The following is a 24,883-nucleotide window of genomic DNA, read 5'->3' as shown; positions in this document are numbered from 1 at the left end:
TGCATTACAGTATCCTGTTGTGATACTGGATAGGAGGGATATTAGAAAAATGAGTAAGATTTATCTTGCCGGAAAGCACAGCCGTGATGTGATCATCGGGGATCTGTTAGAGAAATTCTCCAGAAAAGTAGAAGTCTACCCGCCTGGAACATGTCCGTTGACCGTACAGTTATCACTGCTGCACGCTTCCATGAATCAGACCTGTGGAAAATGTGTACCATGTCGTGATGGTCTTCCACAGCTTGCAAAATTACTGGAAAAAATATTAAATGGCGTTGGAAGCATGGAAATGCTGGATAAAATGAAAGAAATCGCTATCATGATCCGTGACAGTGCGGACTGTGCCATTGGTTACCAGTCTGCCATTGAAGTTCTGGAAGGACTCGAAACGTTTGCCTCAGAGTATGAAAGCCATATCAGGGCACATGAATGTCCGCAGAATGTGGGACAGAAAGTGCCGTGTGTAACGCTCTGTCCGGCCCATGTCGATATTCCGGGCTACATTGCACATGTACACGAAGGAAACTACGCAGATGCGATCAATCTGATCCGCCGGGACAATCCATTACCGACTGCCTGTGCCATGATCTGTGAGCATCCGTGTGAGGAGCGCTGCCGCAGAAATCTGATTGATGATTCCATCAACATCCGCGGTATCAAAAAATATGCGGTAGATCAGATCGCAGCGGATCAGGTAGCAGTTCCGAAAGCAAATGTATCCACCGGCAAAAAAGTTGCCGTCATCGGTGGCGGCCCTGCCGGAATGACTGCGGCATATTTTCTGTCTCTGATGGGACATAAAGTAACCGTTTATGAAGCAAAAGAGCATCTCGGTGGTATGCTGATGTACGGAATCCCAAATTACCGGTTCCCGAAAGACCGCATGGATGAGGATATGAACGCCATCCTTTCCACAGGAAATATTGAAGTAAAATATAATACAAATGTAGGTGTGGATATTTCCGTTGAGGAAGTAAGAAACAGTCATGATGCCATGTTTGTTGCAATCGGTGCACAGAAGGGTAAAAAACTCCGTCTGGAAAATATTGATGCAAACAACGTGTTCTCAGCCGTAGAGATGCTGGATGAGATCGGACATGGCCACCGTCCGGATTATACCGGCAAGACCGTAGCCGTAATCGGCGGCGGAAACGTAGCCATGGATGCGGCAAGAAGTGCCCTGCGCTGTGGAGCAAAAGATGTCCGTATCATATACAGAAGACGTCAGGAAGATATGACCGCTCTGGATACAGAGATTGAATCCGCGGTTATGGAAGGAATTGAGCTGATGCTCCTTCAGGCACCAAAGAGCATTGAGAAGGACGAAAACGGCGACTGCTGTGCACTCTGGGTACAGCCGCAGATGATCGGTGCATACCGCGGAGGAAGACCGTCACCGGTCGATTCCGCATCCAAAGAACCATTGCGTGTTCCGTGTGATGTCGTACTGATCGCCGTTGGACAGGATATTATCAGTGAACCGTTCGAAGCGTTTGGTATGCCGGCAGAATGGCATGTATTCCAGGCAGGACTTGATACTGCGGTAGAGGGTATGCCGGGTGTATTTGTCGGCGGTGACTGCGCGACCGGACCGGCAACTGCAATCAAAGCGATCGCAGCCGGAAAAGTAGCAGCACACAATATCGATGAATATCTTGGTTACCACCATACGTTAAACTGTGGTGTGGAAGCACCGGAAGCAAGAGAAAACAACCGTGTTCCTACCGGCCGTGTCAACATTGGCGAGCGTCCGGCTTATGAGAGAAAACACGATTTTGAGCATGTAGAATGCCCGATGACGCACGAAGAGGCGATGCAGGAGTCCGGCAGATGCTTAAGATGTGATGTGTTCGGATGCGGTAAGCTTCAGGATGCCATCGACAAATAATACGGAAAATGTTCAAGTTTATATATGGAGGTAATAACAGATGCGTTTAACCATAGATGGAAGAAACGTGGAAGCAGCAGAGGGCATGACAATTCTTGCAGCAGCAAAAACTGCCGGTATTGAAATCCCTACACTCTGCTACTTAGAGGGCATCAGTGACATCGGAGCCTGTCGCCTGTGTGTAGTAGAAGTAGAGGGGAAAAACGAACTTGCCACAGCCTGCAACACAAAAGTAAAAGAAGGTATGGTTGTGCAGACCGCCAGCCGGAAAGTAATCGATGCGAGAAAGACGGTTTTAAAACTGCTTCTTTCCAATCATAATATTGACTGCTTTAACTGCGAGAAAAACGGTGACTGCCAGCTTCAGAAATATTGTAATGAATATGATATCGATACAACTCCTTACATTGGATCCAGAAGCCTGCTGGAATGTGATGTTCCGAAAAAAGATTCACATCCGTTCCTGTCCTATGATCCGTCCAAATGTATTTACTGCCAGCGCTGCGTACAGACTTGCCGGGTTGCAACCGGAAGAAGAGCGATCAAACTGCGCAGAACCGGTAAATATACAATCATTGACGCACCGTTTGGTGAGGACTGGGAAGAGACACGCTGTGAGTCCTGCGGTAACTGTGCACAGGCCTGCCCGACTGGTGCCCTGACCATCAAGAGAAGAAAAAATTACCGTGCGTGGGAAGTAAAACGTGTGCGTACTACCTGCCCGCACTGTGCAACCGGATGTCAGTATGACCTGATCGTCAAAGACAACAAGATCGTAGACGTAGAGGGTGCAGATGGCCCGTCCAACCACAACATGGTCTGTGTCAAAGGCCGCAGTGGTTCTTTTGATTTCGTAGATCATCCGGACAGAGTACGTCATCCGCTGATTAAAAATAAAGAGACCGGTGAATTCGAGCAGGCGACCTGGGAGGAAGCACTGGATTATGTGGCAAAGAAATTTACTGAGTTAAGAGATACTTACGGTGGGGATTCTCTGGCAGGATTTGCCTGTGCACGTTCTGCAAACGAAGATATCTACATGCTTCAGAAGATGGTAAGAACCGCGTTCCATACCAACAATACCGATAACTGTGCACGTGTCTGCCATGCACCGACCGTAGCCGGACTGGCAACCACACTTGGTTCCGGAGCCATGACAAATACGATTGAGGATATCACACAGAAATCCGACCTGATCCTTTTGGTTGGTTCCAATCCGGAGCATGCACATCCGGTACTTGGTATGCAGATCCGGCGTGCCGTACATAAAGGAACCAAACTGATTGTTGTAGATCCGCGTGATATCGATCTGGCACATGCCGCCGATGTACATCTGAAACTGACACCGGGTACAAACGTAGCATTTGCAAACGGTATGATGAATATTATTCTTTCAGAAGGACTCGAGGATCGTAAGTTTATCGATGAGCGTACGGAGAACTTTGAGGAGATGAAGAAAGTCATCGACAAATATCCGGCAGAGAAAGTAGCAGAGATCTGTCACGTTGATGTGGACAAACTGATCGAGGCTGCCAAGATGTATGCAAGCGCAAAAAATGCAGCCATTATCTACTGTCTGGGTGTTACAGAGCATCATACCGGTACAGAGGGCGTTATGTCTCTCTCCAATCTGGCAATGATCACCGGAAACTTCGGACGCCCGGGATGTGGGGTCAACCCGATCCGTGGTCAGAACAACGTACAGGGTGCCTGCGATATGGGTGCTTCTCCGGATCAGTTCCCGGGTTATCAGAAACTGAGTGCACCGGGTGTCCTGGAGAAATTTGAAAAAGCATGGGGCACAAAACTGAACCCGAAAGAAGGAACAAAGGCAACGGAGTGCTTCGGAAAGATGCTGACCAAAGAGATCCGCGGTCTGTTTATCTTCGGTGAGGATCCGGTCCGCACGGATCCGGATACCGCACATGTGATCAAAGCATTAAAGAACCTGGATTTCCTTGTTATGGATGAATTATTTCTGACAGAGACTGCAAAAATGGCAGATGTTGTCCTTCCGGGCCGTTCCTATGCGGAGAAAGAAGGAACGTTCTCCAATACAGAGCGTCGTGTACAGCGTATCCGCAAAGCAGTTGAAATCGAAGGCGAGACCAGAGAAGATATCTGGATCTTTACCGAGATCATGAACCGTATGGGTTATCCGCAGCCGCATCTGACCTCTGCACAGGTTATGGACGAGGTCGCTTCAGTGACACCTTCCTTCGCAGGTATCAGCCATGCACGTCTGGACAGCGAGGAAGTAGCAGGAAGAGGTCTGCAGTGGCCTTGTACCGCTAAGGATCATCCAGGCACACCGATCATGCATGTCGGAAAGTTCTCCCGGGGACTTGGTCTCTGCAACCCGATCGAGTACATTCCGTCCATGGAACTTCCGGATGAAGAGTATCCGATGAAGATGATGACAGGCCGTGTCCTGTATCATTACAATGCATGCGCCATGACGGACAAGACCGAGGGACTGAACGAGATTTCCGGACATTCCTTCATTGAGATAAATACCGAGGATGCAGAGCGTATCGGTATCAAAGACGGCGACAGAGTAAAAGTATCTTCCCGTCGAGGAAGTATCGAGACGACAGCAAATGTATCCGGAAAGACGAATCCGGGTGAGTGCTGGATGCCGTTCCACTTCCTGGATGGTGGTGCAAACTGGCTGACATCCGATGCGCTGGATTCTATCTCCAGTACACCGGAGTACAAAGTTTGTGCGGTTAAGATAGAAAATACGAAGTAATAGATAAGGAAGAAGCTTATGACAGAACATATCAGTGATGAATATTTCGTAACCCGCGAGGTGGTCACTTACAATGGAAGTGCACTGGTTTCAGGGGAAAAAGATCTGGTAGTGGAAGAATGTTATCAGTTAGTTGTAAATGGCAGGGGGGCAGGTGAGATAACCTGTTCCCCATGGGACAAAAAGGAAGCATTTCTGGGGTATCTTTACCTGCGTGGTTATATTTCCGGCGCAGGAGATGTACGCACCATCGATGTGGATGAGGAACATGGAATGGCAAATATCACGATCCGTGAATATCTGACCAACGTCACTGATATGGAAAACCTTCTGCCGGAAGATGAAGTGCTGCTGAACGAACAGGGAGTCATTCCAAAATGGGATGATGTAAGGCTTTCCGTCAGTGAAGTGCTTACTTATTCCAGAGAATTGGAGGAGCGTTCGGTACTGTTTCATCGTACCGGTGGTGTACATTGTGCAGCATTAGTCCATCATGGAACTTTTTTATCTTACAAAGAAGATATCAGCCGGCATGTGGCTGTAGACAAGGTGGTTGGTGACTGCCTGCTTCGAAAAATTCCGATGAAGGATGGAATTCTGGTCTTTTCCGGACGTGTTCCGGTGGAAATCCTGCAAAAAGTGGGAGCCATGGGCTGTTCTGTGTTGATTGCAAAGTCGGCACCGACAAATTATTCCTGCCGGCTGGCGCAGCAGCTTGGGATCACATTGATCGGTTTTGCAAGAGATGAAACCTTTAATATCTATTCTCATCCGGAGCGGATTTATGAGTACAGTTCACTCAGCGTGTGAACGGTAACAATGTATGCGATATAATTAAAATCTGTCTGTTGACATCCAAAAAACTATGTGTTATATTACAAGTGTAACAAGAAAAAGAATCCCCGGGAATTTCCCGGGGATTTATACTATCGAAAAATGCAGTGTTTTAACAGTGAAGGCAATGGCGCATATCTGCTTTATGAGGAAAGAGGCAAAACATTGCATGTTACATATCGTATATACAGTAAGAAATGGATGGTGATTTGTATGGCAGCAAAACAGGATTATTATGAATTACTCGGCGTTGCAAAAAATGCAGACGCCACGGCGATAAAAAAAGCATATCGAAAACTTGCAAAGAAGTATCATCCGGATACCAACGCCGGAGATCCGGCTGCGGAGCAGAAGTTCAAGGATGTGACAGAGGCCTATACGATCCTGAGTGATCCGGAGAAACGGAAACTGTACGATCAGTTTGGCCATGCAGCCTTTGACGGCAGTATGCCGGAGGGCGGTGCTTATCAATACAGTGGAGCCGGTGCCGGTCAGAATGGCGGTTATCAGGAATTTCATTTTAACGGTGCAGATATGGGTGACATGTTCGGTGATATCTTCGGGGATATGTTCCATGGAAGATCCAACGGTGGTGGAAGAAGTTATAGTTTCCACAGTGATGGAAATGGTGGATTTCATCAGTATTACAGCAACGGATCGGGTGCCGGCGGATTCGGACAGGATGGCCATTTTGGAGACTTTGGCAGCAGCGGCGGTTTTGGCAGAGGTCAGTTCCGGCAGAAAGGAAGCGACATTCATGCAGATGTCACCGTAAGTTTTGATGATGCTGCGTTTGGATGTGAGAAAATGATTCATCTGCAGGATGGAAACGGTCAGATACAGTCCCTGAAAGTCAATATCCCGGCAGGTATCGATACCGGTAAAACCGTACGTCTGAAAGGCAAGGGAAATCCGGGATTTAACGGTGGCGAAGCCGGTGATCTGCTGCTGAAAGTGACGGTTGGCGACAGAGCCGGATTTGAACGGAAAGGTATGGATGTGTATACCAACATTACAATTCCGTTTACCACAGCAGTTCTTGGTGGTGAGGCCGTTGTGCCGACATTAACTGGAAACGTGGTCTGCAGTATCCGTCCGGGTACACAGTCCGGAAGTAAGATCCGTCTGAGGGGCAAAGGCATTGTATCGATGAAAGATAAGAATATCCATGGGGATGAATATGCAGTTGTCCAGATTCAGGTACCGAAGAATCTGAATGAGACAGCGAAGGAAAAACTGAGAGAGTTTGCGAAAGCCTGCTAATAAAAAATGTTGAAAAAAGAAAGAAGTGTTTTCTGAGGAAATGCTTCTTTCTTTTTTTGTGCGGAAACGCATTTTTTTGAGAAAAATATTCAACTGGCGGAAAAATCAGGATTTCAAATTGACAGCGATTCTTCGGTCTGCTAAAATTGCAAAATGTTAGTTAATACAAACAAAAATTACGCATAAGAAACACACATTATGCAAAAAGAACAAGTGTTAGCAATAACAAAAAGGAGGAGCATATGAAAAAGACCTGGAAAAAAATAACATCGCTGTTCTTGTCATTATTGCTCATGCTGTCTATGGTGGTGACACCGGTTATGGCAGCAGAGGCAAAGGATGCAGCGAAAGACGCACCATCGGAGGTAAAAGAATGTGTACATAATGGTTTCTGGACAGACAATATCAATCTCCGATTCGAAGATACAGCCTGGCTGAATGCAGTAAACAGCGTGACTGTCAATGGTACTGCATATACAAAAGGAACGATTAATTCCTTTAGCAGTGATACCAATGTATGGGGTATCGGAACGGCAACCGGAGCTTATGATTCATTCAAAGCACTTCAGATTGCCAGTCCATCAGGTATCACATATCCGCTGACGATTGCGATTACAGCAGACGGCTACAAAGATCTGACCGTAAAAGTAGAAAAAAACGGATATGATTACACTGCTTCGGTCATAGCAAATAAACAGCCTGCTGAGAAAACTTATACAGCAGAGGCAGAAGCAAGTGCACATGGAGTCGTAGCGTTAAGTGCTGTCAAAGATCTGAAAGAAGGCACAATTGTGACGGTAACATTGACACCGGATGATGGTTATGAACTGGACATGATCCGGGTGACAGGTGAGAATGGCACAGCCGTTGCGCTGGAAAAAGAGTCTGAAACGGTATATACGTTTACCATGCCGGCAGAAAATGTGAGTGTAAAAGCTACATTTAAAGAGGCTGCACCGAAGAAAATCGAACTCAGTGGGGTAAAGATTGTCACTGATTATTTTGGAAATGCGTGGGAAGTCTCATTTAAAAATGCTGGCGGTTATGCAGCAGCTGTCACAGGTGTGAAAGTAAACGGAACGGATTGGGAGCAAACTGCTTACAGCCCGTCTGCAGGCGGAAAATACTATGTGAATACATCTGACAACAAACTGGTATTTGCAGCAAAAGATTACAGTAGCACACCGGTTATTCCAGTGTTGAAAAGCGGCGACGTGATCACTGTAAGTGCAAAGGGATATGAAGATCTGACCATGAAACTTGTCATTGATACCGACGGAAAAGCATCTCTGACAGAAGATGACGGTCAGGGTGATCCCTACCAGCTGTTTGTAAAAATCAAAGGAACTTTTGACAGTGCGATCACAGGACAGAAAAACTATGATACTGTATCCGGTGCAAGTACCGGCGGAGCGAATTCCAACAAAAACAGTGATGTTACCGTATACGGCGCATTGGTGAAAAAAGGAGAAGAACCGAAATCCAGTGACTGGGAAGAACTGGATAACCTGTCAAAAATCAATCTGAATGGTAAAAAATGCAGTGTCAGCATCATTCCGGATACAGAAAATGGCACATCAGCAGATTGTGACAGCGGTATGCAAGGGGTCTATATGACCATCAGCAGTGGAGTGACCCTGAGTGGAATACCGAAAGATGCAGGAAATTATGTTGTTTCCGTATCGATCGAAGATATGCAGGGCCGTAAGGCAGTCAGCAACACGCTTCCATTTCATGTATACACCGGGGAAGAGACACTGGCAGAAGAACTGGTTACAGAAAATCTGAAACACTATGCCGGCGGAAAATATGCATGGAATATTATGGAGCCATGGGCAATCAAAAACTTTGGCAGCAATGTCGAAGGGGAAAAAGAGAGCGTTCGTGTACCGAAGGAGCTGGCAGCATGGTTTGGCTCCAGGAGCAGCGGACTTTACGGATATCTCGGTTATGATCTGGCATGGAAAGAAGTGGAAAAAGGAACTATTCCACAGACATTGTACATTCCGGACGGATGCGATCTGACACTCACAAACATGAAAGTGCTCAGCAGTGTCCGCATTGTAGTAGAAAAAGGCGGTAAACTGACACTGAATGACTCTGTGGTACAGGGAATCATTGATGTAAAAGACGGTGGAACATTTTCCATGAATTATGACGCATTTCATGAGGAGTTTACAACAGGTGCTTCCATCTGCGGACAGCTTCGGCTGGAGGATGGTGCTGTATTGGAAAACGCAGCCATTTATTCCCATGCAAACTATCTGGCAAACGGAAATCTGACAGATCGTACAACTTCTGAGCCGGTAGTAACTGCAACCGGAAATGTAACCATCAAAGGCAACGTATATATTGCGGGTGACGATGCCGGAAGTGAGATCGGACAGACGGCTTTGCGTGTGTCAAATGGAACATTGCATCTGGAAGATGATGCACAGCTGGTTGCTTACGGCGGAAGCGGCAAGACCTTACTGTATACGGATGGTGGTACAGCAATTGAACTGGATGACGCAGTAATCGAAGGAAACGGTCAGGTTACCGCTATCGGAGGAGATGTTCTCTGGGGAAATGGTGGAAATGCAGTATCAGGAAACGGTGTGATCACTGCAAACGCTGCATTTTTACAGGGGGCAACTGCAAGTTCATCCAGGCATGCAGCACCGGGACAGGCCATTGACGGAACGGTATATGTGACAGGACCAAACCGCCACATGGCAAACGGTACCGTCATTGACAATGGGGATGACCCGCTGGCGAGTCTTTACTGGAAGGCGGGGATTGATGCAGAAGCACCACTGGATCAGTTTGTGACGGAGAAAGTGACAAAAGGAATTTCGGTGGCTGATATTGAGAATCAGACTTATACCGGAAAAGAACTGACACCGGTAGTCAAAGTAACCGATAAAGGCGATGAGACAAAAGTACTGGAAGAAGGTAAAGATTACTTTATCCGTTATGAAGCTCCGGCAGAGAGAGCAGCAGGAAATGGTTTTTCAGCGGCTGGTACTTATAACGTAACAGTAACCGGAATCGGGGACTACTATGGAACCGTGGCAAAGACATTTACCATTGAGCCGAAACAGGATGATTCCAATAACAACGGATCTGATAAGAATAACGGCAGTGACAATGGAAACAACAATGGTTCCAATGACAATACTTTGGACAATAACGGAACAGATAGTGGGTTAAATAACAGCTTCGGCAATAATGCAAACAGCAATGGAGCAAACGCCGGTTCCGGTAATCATGGAACAGGTAGTTCCGGTAATAACGTTTCGAACAACGGAAGCAATGCTGGAATGATTACTTCTGGTACAACAAATGCAGATCAGACCGTAAATGGAACCCAAACATCCGATGCAGCCACCAACACAGCTGCTGCATCTGCGGTACCGAAGACAGCAGACAGCAATGGAATGATTCTCTGGTTTGTAATGATCGCACTTGCAGGAGGTGCATGGACAACGATCGTATGCGCAAACAGACGCAGACAGTAATGCTTCTGGCGTGTTCCATATAACCGATGATGAGAAAAACAGAATAGCAAAAGAAACGATTTAAAGCAGTCTTTCAGTTGATTGACTGCTTTTTCGTTTGACAGGAAAGTACGATGAATTACGAGAAGTTCCTGTCAAACAAAAGCACTTTCTTGTGGACATGAGGAAGCCTGCGTGATATACTTAAAAAAAGCATTGTTCAATAGGAAATATGTAATGTAGATGATTTATATGCGAGAGTGTACGATGTGCCGTGATTCTGAGAAGAGTTAGTCAGCTTACTCTGACCGGAATCACGCACCAAGTCTCACAAACGTTCGACTTGAATAGCAAACCGGTTGAAAAACCGGGACGCAAAGCCAGAAGGAGCTAAAGTCAGATAGAAATCTGATCATGCTAGCCGGTTGCATCATACCTCGATAAAGATAAAAGGTAAGTGTTAAGTTGGTATTATGGAAAAAGTTCCTGTAAATTTTTATTTACATGGGACTTCTTTTGCGTTATACCACGCGTTTTACTGAAAAGAAGAAAAGGAACTTGAGATAAGAAGAATATGAATGAAAAGCAGACAATACTTATTGTAGATGATTCGAAATTTAACAGGGATATATTAAAGGAGATTCTCGGAGAAACGTATCATTATCTGGAAGCGGAAAACGGAAATCAGGCCATTCAGCTGGTAGGAGATAATCTGGGAATCGATCTGATGCTTTTGGATATCCATATGCCACAGATGGATGGTTTTGAAGTTCTGGAAATGATGAACAAAAGTCAATGTATCAATGAAACACCTGTAATTATGATCTCTTCGGAAGAATCTGTTACTATGATGCGCAAAGCATATGAAATGGGAATTACAGATTATATTACACGGCCGTTTGACACTGTTATTGTAAAAAAAAGAGTGCAAAATACATTGGATCTTTATGTAAACCAAAAACGTCTGATCAATGTAGTTGTTGATCAGGTTTACGAAAAAGCAGAAAATAATAATATTATGATCCGGATTCTGAGTAATGTACTGGGATCCCGTAACAGTGAGAGCAGCGAACATATTCTGCATATCCGGACAGCAACAGAATTGATGCTGAGAAAACTGATAAAAATATCGGATACCTATCATCTGACAGAGGCAGACATTGCTTTGATCACAACGGCATCTTCTCTTCATGACATCGGTAAGATCCGTATTCCGGAAGAAATATTGAACAAACCGGGAAAACTGTCTGATGAAGAATTTAAGATCATGAAAACGCATAGTGAACTGGGAGCATCTATCATTCGGGATATGCGCTTCCCTCAAAATCATCCGCTGGTACATACTGCGTGGGAAATCTGCAGATGGCATCATGAAAGATGGGATGGAGGCGGTTATCCGGATGGACTGAAAGGCGAAGAAATACCAATCTCTGCACAGGTGGTATCGATTGTCGATGTATATGATGCGCTTACCAGTGAAAGATGTTATAAGAAAGCATTTGATCATGATACGGCAATGAACATGATCCTGGATGGACAATGCGGACAGTTTAATCCGATTCTGCTGAAATGTTTGAGAGAACTGAGCCTTCCATTTTCAAAAATGCTTAGTACCGAGATGAATGATAATAAATATTATCATGAAGTACAGAGTCTTTCGAATGAAATACTCAGTGATAAATCCTTACCGAATCGAAACTATTCACAGAGTGTTATTAAAATTCTGCAGGAAAAGATTGATTTCTTTAAAACAAACAGTGGAATGAATTCGATTGATTACAATGCATTGTCAGGTCAATTAATGATACTGAATGAAAAACAGCAGATCTTATGTCAGAGAAATGCTTCAAAGTTTGATCTGTTCAGAGAATTCGGAGTAAGTGAAGAAGATAGTCAGCAGATTCAGGTTCTGCTACATCAGACATCTGTACAAAATAAAGAACTTTCGGTGCAGATAAAAGCGAAGGTGGAAAATAAGAGGCAGATGTATAAGCTGAAACTGCACACATTGTGGTCTCCGTTAAAGAAAGACGAATATATAGGGATTATCGGATATTTTGATACGATATAAAGTCCGTGATAACAAAGAGTGGAAAACAAGTAGGGAGAGTTGTAATGAAAAAGAAAAAATGGAATAAGTTGCTTGCGGTATTTCTAGTGATGGCGACAGTTCTGTCACTTCTGGCAGGCTGTGGCGGAAAGCGTGCAGAAAAAGAAGACGCGGAAACAATTACCGTGTATTTATGGAGCACAAACCTGTATGAAGCATATGCACCATACATCCAGGAACAGCTTCCAGATATCAATATTGAATTTGTAGTAGGCAATAATGATCTGGATTTTTACAGGTTTCTTGAGGAAAATGGTGGATTGCCGGATATTATAACCTGCTGTCGTTTTTCACTGCATGATGCAAGTCCGCTCAAAGACAGTCTGATGGATCTTTCCACAACCAATGTGGCCGGTGCGGTCTATAGTACATACCTGAACAATTTTATGAATGAAGATGGAAGCGTAAACTGGCTTCCGGTGTGCGCGGATGCTCATGGATTTGTCGTGAACAAGGATCTGTTTGAAGCGTATGATATTCCGCTTCCGACCGATTATGAAAGCTTCGTTTCTGCCTGCCAGGCATTTGACAAAGCAGGAATCCGTGGGTTTACGGCAGACTATTTTTATGATTATACCTGTATGGAGACTTTGCAGGGCTTATCCGCATCTGAGCTGTCTTCCGTAGACGGACGCAAGTGGCGTACTTCCTACAGTGATCCGGGTAATACAACGCGTGAAGGTCTGGACAGTACTGTCTGGCCGGAGGCTTTTGAACGTATGGAGCGGTTTATCCGGGATACAGGATTGAGCCGGGATGATCTGGAGATGAATTACGATGATATTGTTGAATTGTATCAAAGTGGTAAGCTTGCCATGTACTTTGGCACCTCTGCCGGTGTAAAAATGTTTCAGGATCAGGGCATTAAAACTACATTTCTTCCATTTTTTCAGGAGAATGGCGAAAAATGGCTGATGACGACACCGTATTTCCAGGTGGCTTTAAATCGTGACCTGACACAGGATGAAACACGCCGGAAGAAAGCAATGAAGGTACTGAGTACCATGCTTTCTGAGGATGCACAGAACCGGATCATCAGTGATGGACAGGATCTGTTAAGCTACAGTCAGGATGTCGATATCCATCTTACGGAATATCTGAAAGATGTGAAACCTGTGATTGAAGAGAACCATATGTATATCCGGATTGCATCAAATGATTTTTTCTCTGTTTCCAAGGATGTAGTATCTAAGATGATTTCCGGAGAATACGATGCAGGGCAGGCCTACCAGTCATTTGACACGCAGCTTCTGGATGAAAAAGCAACTTCTGAGAAAGTAGTATTGAATTCAGAGAAGTCTTATTCCAACCGCTTTCATAGCAGCGGAGGAAATGAGGCATATTCGGTTATGGCAAACACGTTGCGTGGCATTTACGGGACGGATGTGCTGATCGCAACCGGAAACAGTTTTACGGGAAATGTGCTGAAAGCCGGCTATACAGAAAAAATGGCAGGCGACATGATCATGCCAAATGGTCTTTCTGCTTACAGCTGCAAGATGAGTGGGGCTGAACTGAAAGAAACAGTCAGAAATTTTGTAGAAGGCTATCCGGGCGGCTTTCTTCCGTTTAACCGGGGTTCTCTGCCTGTGTTCAGTGGGATTTCTGTGGAACTCATGGAAACGGAGGATGGTTATACAGTGCGCAAAGTAACAAAGGATGGGAAAAAAGTGCAGGACAATGATACATTCACGGTAACCTGCCTTGCAACTCCGCAACACATGGAAGCGTATCCGGCGGATCAAAATATGGTATTTGCTGGAGGGGAAACCTCTGTGAAAGACACCTGGACAGCATATGTTTCAGATGGCAATGCCATTCTGGCAGAGCCGGAAGATTACATTAATGTGAGATGAGAAAAATGAACAGTAAAAATTATAATATAAAAAGAAAAAAACGTGTCAGGAAAAAGCCGTTAAGGATAGCTGTTTTTGCGGTTCTCTTTATCGGAATCGCCGTGACGGTTTCCCAATATTTTAAGTTTGTTTCAGAAACGGTCTATGAGGAAAGTGTTTCTCATCTGACAGAGGTTTTTCACCAGTCGGATAATATGTTGCGGGAACTGACAAATAAGAATCTGACGTATCTTCATATGTGGGGCGAGAATCTTCAGCATACTGCCGGTGAAAATGAAATCCGTGATTATATAGAGAAAGCGCAGGAAGATGCCGGCTTTTTGGAGTTCTATTTTTTGTCAGCTGACGGGGACTATAAGACAGTAACCGGTGAAACAGGGTACCTTGGATTACAGGAAAATATGGAAGAGGAGATCCGGAAGGGAAATGATGTCATAACGAATGCAGCAGTTCCCGGAAAATCCCAGCTGCTTGTTTTTGCCACTCCAAATGCTCATGGAAGTTATCAGGGATTTGAATATGATGCGATTGCCATTGCTTATGAAAACGCTGATATCGTAAAGGTACTGGACATTTCTGCGTTCAACGGAAATGCCCAGAGTTTTGTTGTTCATCCGGATGGCCGTGTTGTGGTCGATCATTCTTCCGGGTCGTGGGGAAATGTGTACAATTTCTTTGGTGTTCTGAGCGAGCATTCGGATATGACTGAAAAAGAGGCCCTTGCGCTTTCGGAGAACTTTAAAGCGGGACAGGCAGATGCGATGCTGGTGAATCTGGATGGAAAGAACTATTATCTGGTTTATGAAAAATCGGATGTTCAGGACTGGATATTTCTGGGACTTGTAAATGAGGATATCGTCAATGCCGGCATGAACAGTTTGCAGCTTAGTACGCTGATTCTTGTGGTTGTGGTCGTGCTCTGTATTGCCTCCTTTTTTATCGGCCTTATGATTCAAAAAAACAGGAGCAGGCTTAAGAAAAAGGATACGGAGATCCTGTACAGGGATGAGTTGTTTCAAAAGCTGTCAATGAATGTAGATGATGTTTTTCTGATGTTGGATGCACAGACATATCAGGTAGATTATGTCAGCCCTAATGCGGAAAAACTATTGGGAATTACCGTAGAACAGATCCGTGAAGATATTTGTGTTCTGGGAAAACTTTATCCGAAAGAGACAGAAGCTTCAAAGAAGAATTATCTGGAAGAAATCCGGGATCAGGAACAGAAAGAATGGGATTTTGAATCTCTGCATCAGAAAACAGGGGAACACCGCTGGTTTCATATTGTCGCCATAGGCAGTGTGGTAAATGGAAAAAAGAAATATATCCTTGTTATGTCGGATCGTACTTCTGATAAAAAAATGAACCAGGCACTTTCCGAGGCTGTCCGTGCTGCGGAAAATGCAAACCGGGCAAAGAGTACATTCCTTTCCAACATGTCTCATGATATCCGGACACCAATGAATGCGATTATCGGTTTTGCGACGCTGGCTGCAAGCAGCATTGAGGACAGAAAAAAGGTCAGGGATTATCTGGGCAAGATCCTTTCATCCAGTAATCATCTGCTCTCGCTGATCAATGATATACTGGATATGAGCCGGATTGAGAGTGGAAAGATCCAGCTGGAAGAAACAGAGGTCAGTCTGTCGGATGTGCTTCATGATCTGAAGACGATCATCAGTGGACAGATCCATGCAAAGCAGCTGGAGCTTTATATGGATGCCATGGATGTGACAAATGAAGATGTCTATTGTGATAAAACGCGGCTGAACCAGGTGCTGCTGAATCTTTTGTCTAATGCGGTTAAGTTTACGCCTGCAGGTGGAACCGTTTCTGTCCGGCTGAAACAGTTCCCGGGGATAGCAAAAGGAAGTGAACTATACGAAATCCGGGTAAAGGATAATGGAATCGGTATGAGTCCGGAATTTGTACAGAAGATTTTTTCTCCTTTTGAACGGGAGCGGACTTCCACAGTCAGCAGAACCCAGGGTACAGGGCTTGGCATGGCCATCACCAAGAACATTGTGGATATGATGGGCGGAACCATTGAGGTTCAGACAGAACAGGGAAAAGGAACGGAATTTATTGTCCGCCTGCCATTCCGGATCCAGCCTGAGCATCATCGTACCGAGAAGATCGCAGAGCTGGAAGGTCTTAAGGCATTGGTTGTAGACGACGATTTTAATACCTGTGACAGTGTAACAAAAATGCTCGTAAAGGTTGGCATGCGTTCGGAATGGACCCTTTCCGGTAAGGAAGCGGTTCTCCGTGCACGGCAGTCTATGGAATTAGGTGATGCATTCCATGCGTATATCATCGACTGGCGTCTGCCGGATATGAATGGTATTGAAGTCACCCGGCAGATCCGCAGTCTTGGTGATGATACGCCGATCATTATCCTGACTGCTTATGACTGGTCAGATATTGAAGTGGAAGCCAGGGCAGCAGGGGTAACTGCATTCTGTGCAAAACCTTTGTTTATGTCAGATATCAGAGAGACGCTGCTGGCTGCGATTGGTCAGAAGCAGGCCGAGACAGAGGATTCGATTCTTCCGGCAGCAGGTTCAAATTTCAAAGATCGGTGTATATTGCTTGTGGAAGATAATGAACTGAACAGGGAAATTGCAGTGGAAATACTGAATGAATATGGCTTTCTGGTGGATACCGCAGAAAATGGAGCCGTAGCAGTGGAGAAAATGAAAAATTCATCGCCGGGAGACTATGATCTGGTGCTTATGGATGTGCAGATGCCGGTAATGAACGGATATGAGGCCACGAAGCAGATTCGTGCCCTGGATCATCCGGCACTGGCAGGAATTACCATCCTTGCAATGACTGCCAATGCTTTTGACGAAGACAGAAAGAAGGCACTGGAATGCGGTATGGATGGATTTTTATCCAAGCCTATCGTGATAGAGGAATTGATTACTACCTTGCAAAACAATTTGCAGGATTAGAAGTTCCTGGCAGTGCCATAATCCGGTAAATGGCAGCCAGTTGTATAAAATAAGGTGTACTGTCTGTTTGACAGTGTTTTTACGGCGTTATTTCATAGACGTAATTATAATGATTTTATTAGCGGGGATGGAAGATAAATGAAAGGAAAAAGAGTGATTGCAGGCATTCTGCTTGCGGGAATTTTAGCAGTCACCATGGTAGGGTGTAAAAACACAGATAACACGAAAGAAGAAACAGAAAAGCCTGTTATTACCCTCGGAAGCGACAACTATCCACCATACAATTATCTAAATGAGGATGGTATACCGACGGGTATCGATGTAGAACTGGCTACGGAAGCGTTCAAAAGAATGGGATATCAGGTGGAGGTTGTGCAGATCAACTGGGAGAAGAAAAAAGAACTGGTGGAGAGCGGAGAGATTGACTGTATCATGGGCTGTTTTTCTATGGAAGGGCGTCTTGATGATTACCGTTGGGCAGGACCGTACATAGCAAGTCGTCAGGTGGTCGCTGTAAATGAGAACAGTGATATTTATAAACTGAGTGACCTGGAGGGTAAAAACCTGGCTGTTCAGTCCACAACCAAACCGGAAGGCATTTTTCTGAACCGGACGGATGCGAGAATCCCAAAGCTGGGCAATCTGATCAGTCTTGGACACAGGGAACTGATCTATACATTTCTGGGAAAAGGTTATGTAGATGCAGTCGCCGCACATGAGGAATCGATTGTTCAGTATAGGAAGGATTATGACGCAAGCTTCCGTATCCTGGAAGAGCCTCTGATGATCACCGGAATAGGTGTTGCTTTTGCAAAAGATGACGATCGGGGAATCTGTGAGCAGATGGACCAGACGCTGGAAGAAATGCGTCAGGATGGCACATCCCTGAAAATCATTGAAAAATATCTGGATGATCCGGAGAAGTATCTGGAGGTGGATGCTCTTGGATATTAAGAGAAAGAAAAAAGAAAAACGGATCCAGCTGCTCGGTGGCCTGCTTGGAATCTGTGTGGCGGTAGGTTCTCTGTTTTATTTCTTCCACGCAGAAAAAGTGGAAGTCGAGAAAAGAATGGTAGAGATTGTAAATTATGTCAAAGTGCAGTGCTCCACCTACACCCATTATAATGAATCTTCGGAATCCAAAAGTCTCCTCCGTGCCATTGAAAGTGCCAGACAGATGAGTACAAATATTCACATGGAAATAGATAACGGCGGTCAGCTGAGCCGGGAATTTCTGCGAGGAAATCTGCAGACTCTCTGGGTGGATGGTATCATTGTACTGGATGCAGAGGGAAAGACGGACTGTGAATACAGCACGGATGAATCTCTGACGAATGAGCTTACGGAGTACCTGCAAAAAGAAATTATCATGGATTTTGCCGGATATGAAGAAAGAAGCTATTCGGAACGGTTTACCAGGAAAGACGGATCACATATTGACATTGCAGCCTGTGCCAGAAAAGATGCGCCGGGTATCGTTGCAATCTACTATTATACATCTCCTGAATTTACGAGAAATTATACTTTGACGATACAAAGTCTTTTAAATGGCTATAGTACGCAGAAAGATGGAACGATTATTGTTGCAGATAATGGAGTAGTTGTAGCCAGTAATGATGAAAAACTGCTGGGGCAGAGTACAACCGACAACGAAGTTGTTCAGGCAATGAAAAAGCATACAGACAGTCAGCACATTTTTCATTTGAAGAATGAAGGAACCGGATGTTACGGAATCATGCTGAAGCAGCGGGATTATTATATCTATGCATATCTTCCGGATACGGAAGTGTTCCATAACCTTCCATTAAGTGTAGCAAGTGTTATATTTCTTTATTTCCTGATATTCAGTATATTTTGGTTCTGGGCATACAGAACAAATCTGACGCATCAGAAAATGGAACAGGAAAAAGACGAAAAATATAAAGCAGAACTTCTGATTGCTGCAAAAAAGGCAGAGGCTGCCAATGAGGCAAAAACAGAGTTTCTCCAGCGGATGAGCCATGATATCCGGACGCCGATCAATGGAATCTGCGGCCTGGTCAATATGGCAGACCATTATGCCGATAATGTGGAGAAACAGACGGAATACAGGACAAAGGTAAAAGAGGCATCCACTCTGTTGCTGGAACTGGTAAATGATGTTCTGGATATGAGTAAGCTTGAATCAGGTGAAATCGTTCTGGAAGAGATTCCATTTAATCTGAGCAGTATTTCCAGGGAAGTATTTATTGTGATCGAACAGATGGCTGCAGAACAGAATATCCGGATCATGTGGGAGAAAAAAGAAATCACACATCGGGATTTTATTGGAAGCCCGGGGTATGTGAAACGTGTGATGATGAATATTCTGTCGAATGCAGTGAAATATAACAGAGAAAACGGACAGATTTATATCAGCTGCATGGAAATCCCATCCGAACAGCCGGAAATGACGACAATGGAATTTGTCTGCAGGGATACAGGAATCGGAATGACTGCGGAGTTCCAGAAATGTGTGTTTGAACCATTTGCACAGGAACACACAGGAAGCCGCACAAAATTTGCAGGAACAGGTCTGGGAATGCCGATTGCAAAGAATCTGGTCGAAAAAATGGGAGGAACGATTACTTTTGAAAGTAAAGAAGGCGTCGGGACGACATTTGTGATCCGGGTTCCATTCAAAATAAATCTGTATGCGGATAAACGGGAAGAACAGAAGGATGTATCCGAAAAAGCTATAAAGGGACTGCATATTCTTCTGGCAGAGGACAATGAGCTGAATATGGAAATTGCAGAATTTATGCTTCAGAATGAAGGTGCCGATGTGACAAAAGCCTGGAATGGTCAGGAGGCTGTTGAACTGTTCAGAAATAGTGAACCTGGTGAATTTGATGTCATTCTTATGGACATTATGATGCCGGTCATGAATGGTTATGAAGCAACGAAGATGATTCGGTCTCTGGACAGAGAGGATGCTAAGGCAATACCAATTATTGCAATGACAGCAAATGCGTTCACGGAGGACAGACTGAGCGCGAAAAAAGCAGGAATGGATGAACATATCTCCAAGCCTGTTGATGTGAGATTACTGGTAAAAGTAATTTGCGAATTGGTGGAATAGGTCAGTCTGTCAGGAAAAATACAAAAGAATCAGGAAAGAAGAATGAATAAAAGTAGAAAAACACCAGCTGTACTATTTGCATGTATATTTGTGATCCTGGGAATGTGGATGATGTTATCCGTATACTGCCAGGCTGCTGAAACGCATAAGGATGAAAAACAGCCACAGACCATTCGTGTCGGCTCATTTGAGGATACTTTTAATTATGTCGATGAAAACGGTGTAAGACAAGGATATGGGTACGAACTCATGCAGGCTCTGGCAGGCTATACAGGATGGAAATTTGAGTATGTGAAATGTGACTGGTCCAATTGCTTTGATAAGCTTGAAAACGGTGAGATTGATATCATGGGGGATATCTCTTACACTGATGAACGTGCACAAAAAATGTTTTTTTCGGATGAACCGATGGCTGAGGAAAAGTATATCCTTTATGCTGATTTATCGAATCTGGATATTGGAACGTCTGATTTCAAGTTTATGGACGGGAAACGTGTCGGTGTACTTAGAGATACAGAACCTGAAATCATGCTGACAGAATGGGAAAATAAGAATGGCATACATACAGAACATGTAAATGTGAATAATGATGATGATGTCGAAAAAAAATTAGCGAATCATGAGATCGATTGTTTTGTATCTCTGGAGGAATCCCTTTGGTCTGAACAGGGAATATCATCTGTTACTACGATTGGCAAGTCAGGCATCTATTTTGCAATAAATAAAGAGCGCAGCGATATCAAGACGGAACTGGATTATGCGATGCGCCAGCTGGAACAAGATAGTCCTTTTTTTAAGGCAGATCTGTATAAGAAGTATTTTACACTTGATTATAATCAGAGTCTTACCGGTGAAGAAAAATCATGGCTGGAAGAACATGGCAGTATTCGGATCGGTTTTGTGAATAATGATCCGGCAATCTTTTCCATGGATGAAGAGACTGGAAAACTTACCGGTATGCTGGCAGAATATATTTCGTATGCAAAAGACTGTCTGGGTAATCAGAGACTGGATTTTGATATACAGGAATATGATGATTACAACGAGATGCTTCGGGAACTGCAGGATCATGAAATTGACATGATTTTTTATGTCGGCAGAAATCCTGATCTTGCAGAAAAAAATGGATATACACTTACAAACACAGCCTGGACCTACAGCCTGATGGCGGTAACGGATGAAAAATATTTCAATGAGAACGAGGCGTATACGGTAGCTGTGGCAAAGGAACACGAAGCTTTAAAACAGCATATTGCGTTCAGTTATCCCCACTGGAAGCTGATAGATTGCGATTCGCTTGCTGATGCGACAGATATGGTTCTTCATCAAAAAGCAGACTGTTTTCTTATGGGAACCAGTCAGGCACTGAAATATGATAACAATCGAGATTTTAAGAGTATTCCACTTACAAAAACAATGGAAGCATGCTTTGCAGTAAGAGGTGGAGAGGGAACCCTTTTGTCGATACTGAATAAAACTTTGAAGACGATGCCTTCTGATATGCTTACAAGTACACTTGCGATCTATGACAGTACGGTAGATAAGGTGACTTTTTGTGATTTTGTAAAAGACAACATGCTTGCTTTTTTTGCCACGGCTGGATTTTTTGTACTAAGCATCATTGCTGTGATCCTCGTATTTTTACGGAAGGCAAGAAAGGCAGAAGCTGCCGCAAAACTTGCGGCAAATGATACACAAAAACTGAATGACAAACTGGAGATCGCCCTGAAAAAAGCAGAGGATGCCAGTCTCGCAAAGACCCGTTTCCTTAACAATATGTCACATGACATCCGCACTCCTATGAATGTGATCCTGGGTTATGCACAGCTTATGGAGGATGAACTAAAAGGAAAGGATATGTCTGAAACTTCAGAACACCTGGAAAAGCTGAAGCAGTCTGGCAATCTTCTCCTGTCAATTATAAATAATGTACTTGATATGGCCAAGATTGAGAGCGGAAAGATGGAGTTCAATGAGAACTATGGTCAGATTAGTGCGATTCAGCAGTCTTTGTTTGAAATATTTGAAGATGAAGCAAAGAGAAAGAATCTTGCACTTCATTACACGATAAATGTAGAACATGAGCATATATTGACAGATACGACCAAAGTAAAAGAAATATTTGTCAATATTCTTGGCAATGCCATAAAATATACGCCCCCCGGTGGTTCTGTTATGGTGAACCTAGATGAACTGCCATGCGATGAGCATGGGTACATGATGGTAAGGACCCGGATAAGCGATACCGGAATCGGCATGAGCGAAGAATATCTGACAGAGATTTTCGAAGCGTTCACGCGTGAGCAGAATACGACAAAGAGCAAAATCGCGGGAACCGGACTAGGAATGTCGATCGTAAAGAAATATGTGGATCTGCTCGGTGGAACAATAGAGGTAGAGAGTGAGCTTGGAAAAGGCAGTACCTTTACTGTAACACTAAAACACAGGATAGCGGATGAAAGCTATTATGTGAAAACACATCTTGAAGAGTCTGGGATAAGCAGAGCGCTCCTTAAAGACAGGAGTATTCTTTTGGCAGAGGACAATGATCTGAATGCCGAGATTGCAGCGGTAATACTTGAGCGTGCCGGTCTTAAGGTTGAACGTGTGGAGGATGGTCTTCAGTGTATAAGCAGGATAACGGAAATGCCGGCGGGAACCTATGATATCATCCTCATGGATATCCAGATGCCAAAAATGGACGGTTACAAAGCTACACAGACAATCAGGAACCTGTCAGATCAGGAGAAAGCATGCATACCGATCATTGCAATGACAGCAAATGCGTTCGAAGAAGATAAGCGGGCTGCTATTGCAGCCGGAATGAATGGGCATATCGCAAAGCCGATCCAGGTTGATAAGCTGCTGTCGATATTAGCAGAAATGATAAGGCAACAAGAAAATTGAGCATAAGAGAGGAAGGAACTAAGATGAGTAAAGCATGGTGGAAAAGCAGTGTGATTTATCAGATCTATCCAAGAAGTTTTGCGGATAGTAACGGAGACGGCATCGGTGATCTGAACGGTATTACGGAACATCTGGATTATCTGAAGAAACTGGGTGTGGATGTAATCTGGCTGTCCCCGATTTATAAATCACCGAACGATGATAATGGATATGATATTTCTGATTATCAGGATATCATGACTGATTTCGGAACAATGGAAGATTTTGACCGGATGATCACAGAGATGCATAAACGCGGTATCAAACTGGTGATGGATCTGGTAGTAAATCACAGCTCCGATGAGCACAGATGGTTTCTGGAAAGTAAAAAATCGAAAGATAATCCATACCGCGATTATTATATCTGGAAAGATCCGAAAGACGGCAAAGAGCCGACAAACTGGGGAGCATGTTTTGGTGGTTCCGCATGGCAGTTTGATGAGACAACCGGCATGTACTATCTGCATTGTTTCTCCAAAAAGCAGCCGGATCTTAACTGGGAGAACCCGGCAGTACGTGACGAAGTATTTCGCATGATGACCTGGTGGTGTGAAAAAGGAGTAGACGGATTCCGCATGGATGTTATCAGTATGATTTCCAAAGACCCTGCATATCCGGACGGAGAAATCAAGGATGGTCTGCATGGTGATATGTCTCCATATGTATGTAACGGTCCCCATGTACATGAATATCTGCAGGAAATGAACAAACGTGTACTTTCCAGATTTGATCTGATCACTGTTGGTGAAACGCCGGGTGTTACAACGGAAGAAGCAAAGAAATATGCGAATCTGGATGGAAGCGAACTGAACATGGTGTTTCAGTTTGAACATATGGGAACCACAGACGGCAAATATGGTAAATGGACAACCAGAAAACCGGAGATGAAAAAAGTGCGTGCTGTCATGAACAAATGGCAGACTGAACTGGAAGGAAAAGCATGGAACAGTTTGTATTGGGATAATCACGATCAGCCCCGTGCGGTATCCCGATTTGGTGATGACAGTCCGATGTACCGGGAAATATCTGCAAAGATGATCGCAACTTGTCTGCATATGTTAAAAGGATCTCCATATATTTATCAGGGAGAAGAAATAGGTATGACAAATGCATATTTCAAATCGATCAGTGATTACAGAGACATCGAAGCGATCAATGCGTACAAAGAGTATACAGAAAGCGGGCTGATGACAGAAGAAGAAATGTTGAACTGCCTGAAGATGATCAGCCGTGACAATGCCAGAACACCAATGCAGTGGGATGACAGCGCAAATGCAGGATTTACTACGGGAACCCCCTGGATCAGTGTAAACAAAAATTATACACAGATTAATGCAAAAGCAGCACTGGAAGACAAGGATAGTGTATTCTACTACTATCAGAAACTGATCCGGCTGCGTCACCAGTATGAAGTGATCGTGGAAGGAGTATTCCACGGACTGCTGGAAGATAATGATGATATCTATGCATATGAGAGAACGCTTGGAAACGAAAAACTGGTGGTAGCATGCAACTTTACAAATAAGGAAGTCTCATGCGAACTGTTCGAAGAAAACGAAGGCGAAGAGTTGATCACAAACTACAAAAACCATGTAGCAGGAGCTTTGCAGCCATACGAGACAAGAGTGATTCTCTACAAATAGCAACGGATTCAGAAAAAATATTGAGAGACTGTAATTAATTCTGTGTAAACTCTAA

12 protein-coding genes and 1 riboswitch are annotated in these 24,883 nt (G+C 44.2%); all 12 genes read left to right on the top strand.

Annotated elements, in window-relative coordinates; all coding sequences use genetic code 11:
- Nucleotides 1-49 precede the first annotated feature (49 nt).
- Complete coding sequence (locus HMPREF0373_RS01175) at nucleotides 50-1,888, top strand: NAD(P)-binding protein (protein WP_044962540.1); 1,839 nt, start codon at nucleotides 50-52, stop codon at nucleotides 1,886-1,888.
- 40 nt (nucleotides 1,889-1,928) lie between these two features.
- Complete coding sequence (gene fdhF, locus HMPREF0373_RS01170; RefSeq protein ID WP_021737711.1) at nucleotides 1,929-4,640, top strand: formate dehydrogenase subunit alpha; 2,712 nt, start codon at nucleotides 1,929-1,931, stop codon at nucleotides 4,638-4,640.
- A gap of 18 nt (nucleotides 4,641-4,658) precedes the next feature.
- A complete protein-coding gene (fdhD, locus tag HMPREF0373_RS15840; protein WP_021737710.1) occupies nucleotides 4,659-5,450 on the top strand; it encodes a formate dehydrogenase accessory sulfurtransferase FdhD in 792 nt (263 codons plus the stop codon).
- 237 nt (nucleotides 5,451-5,687) lie between these two features.
- Nucleotides 5,688-6,737: a DnaJ C-terminal domain-containing protein gene (locus tag HMPREF0373_RS01160; protein WP_044962545.1), complete on the top strand. Its 1,050-nt coding sequence runs from the start codon at nucleotides 5,688-5,690 to the stop codon at nucleotides 6,735-6,737.
- 242 nt (nucleotides 6,738-6,979) lie between these two features.
- Nucleotides 6,980-10,237, top strand: a complete 3,258-nt coding sequence (locus tag HMPREF0373_RS01155) for an InlB B-repeat-containing protein (protein ID WP_021737707.1) — start codon at nucleotides 6,980-6,982, stop codon at nucleotides 10,235-10,237.
- 318 nt (nucleotides 10,238-10,555) lie between these two features.
- Nucleotides 10,556-10,649: riboswitch (cyclic di-GMP riboswitch) on the top strand.
- Between the two features lie 141 nt (nucleotides 10,650-10,790).
- Nucleotides 10,791-12,287, top strand: coding sequence for an HD domain-containing phosphohydrolase (locus tag HMPREF0373_RS01150; RefSeq protein ID WP_021737706.1), 1,497 nt, complete (start codon nucleotides 10,791-10,793; stop codon nucleotides 12,285-12,287).
- Between the two features lie 44 nt (nucleotides 12,288-12,331).
- Nucleotides 12,332-14,182, top strand: a complete 1,851-nt coding sequence (locus HMPREF0373_RS01145; RefSeq protein ID WP_044962539.1) for an ABC transporter substrate-binding protein — start codon at nucleotides 12,332-12,334, stop codon at nucleotides 14,180-14,182.
- Between the two features lie 5 nt (nucleotides 14,183-14,187).
- The gene (locus HMPREF0373_RS01140) at nucleotides 14,188-17,139 is read left to right on the top strand and encodes a response regulator (RefSeq protein ID WP_044962544.1); all 2,952 of its coding nucleotides are present in this window, start codon (nucleotides 14,188-14,190) and stop codon (nucleotides 17,137-17,139) included.
- A 138-nt stretch (nucleotides 17,140-17,277) separates the two neighbouring features.
- Nucleotides 17,278-18,093 (top strand): substrate-binding periplasmic protein, encoded by an 816-nt coding sequence (locus HMPREF0373_RS01135; RefSeq protein ID WP_021737703.1) that lies wholly within the window; start codon nucleotides 17,278-17,280, stop codon nucleotides 18,091-18,093.
- Nucleotides 18,077-20,239, top strand: a complete 2,163-nt coding sequence (locus HMPREF0373_RS01130) for an ATP-binding response regulator (RefSeq protein WP_021737702.1) — start codon at nucleotides 18,077-18,079, stop codon at nucleotides 20,237-20,239. Before HMPREF0373_RS01135 ends, HMPREF0373_RS01130 begins: the two co-directional genes overlap by 17 nt.
- A gap of 42 nt (nucleotides 20,240-20,281) precedes the next feature.
- Entirely contained in the window at nucleotides 20,282-23,146 is a 2,865-nt protein-coding gene (locus tag HMPREF0373_RS01125; protein WP_021737701.1) for a transporter substrate-binding domain-containing protein, read from the top strand.
- Nucleotides 23,147-23,169: 23 nt separating this feature from the next.
- The gene (locus HMPREF0373_RS01120; RefSeq protein WP_044962538.1) at nucleotides 23,170-24,828 is read left to right on the top strand and encodes a glycoside hydrolase family 13 protein; all 1,659 of its coding nucleotides are present in this window, start codon (nucleotides 23,170-23,172) and stop codon (nucleotides 24,826-24,828) included.
- Nucleotides 24,829-24,883: the final 55 nt, after the last annotated feature.

The organism is Eubacterium ramulus ATCC 29099 (assembly GCF_000469345.1).
In the GTDB taxonomy this organism is placed as follows: Bacteria; Bacillota; Clostridia; order Lachnospirales; family Lachnospiraceae; genus Eubacterium_I; species Eubacterium_I ramulus.
The sequence above is the reverse complement of the archived record's forward strand: the minus strand, read 5'-3'. Positions and strand labels throughout refer to the sequence as shown.

Excerpts from the sequence above, each read along its gene's own strand:
- HMPREF0373_RS01175 (WP_044962540.1), top strand. The coding sequence starts at position 50 with ATGAGTAAGATTTATCTTGCCGGAAAGCACAGCCGTGATGTGATCATC.
- fdhF (WP_021737711.1), top strand. The coding sequence starts at position 1,929 with ATGCGTTTAACCATAGATGGAAGAAACGTGGAAGCAGCAGAGGGCATG.
- fdhD (WP_021737710.1), top strand. The coding sequence starts at position 4,659 with ATGACAGAACATATCAGTGATGAATATTTCGTAACCCGCGAGGTGGTC.
- HMPREF0373_RS01160 (WP_044962545.1), top strand. The coding sequence starts at position 5,688 with ATGGCAGCAAAACAGGATTATTATGAATTACTCGGCGTTGCAAAAAAT.
- HMPREF0373_RS01155 (WP_021737707.1), top strand. The coding sequence starts at position 6,980 with ATGAAAAAGACCTGGAAAAAAATAACATCGCTGTTCTTGTCATTATTG.
- HMPREF0373_RS01150 (WP_021737706.1), top strand. The coding sequence starts at position 10,791 with ATGAATGAAAAGCAGACAATACTTATTGTAGATGATTCGAAATTTAAC.
- HMPREF0373_RS01145 (WP_044962539.1), top strand. The coding sequence starts at position 12,332 with ATGAAAAAGAAAAAATGGAATAAGTTGCTTGCGGTATTTCTAGTGATG.
- HMPREF0373_RS01140 (WP_044962544.1), top strand. The coding sequence starts at position 14,188 with ATGAACAGTAAAAATTATAATATAAAAAGAAAAAAACGTGTCAGGAAA.
- HMPREF0373_RS01135 (WP_021737703.1), top strand. The coding sequence starts at position 17,278 with ATGAAAGGAAAAAGAGTGATTGCAGGCATTCTGCTTGCGGGAATTTTA.
- HMPREF0373_RS01130 (WP_021737702.1), top strand. The coding sequence starts at position 18,077 with ATGCTCTTGGATATTAAGAGAAAGAAAAAAGAAAAACGGATCCAGCTG.
- HMPREF0373_RS01125 (WP_021737701.1), top strand. The coding sequence starts at position 20,282 with ATGAATAAAAGTAGAAAAACACCAGCTGTACTATTTGCATGTATATTT.
- HMPREF0373_RS01120 (WP_044962538.1), top strand. The coding sequence starts at position 23,170 with ATGAGTAAAGCATGGTGGAAAAGCAGTGTGATTTATCAGATCTATCCA.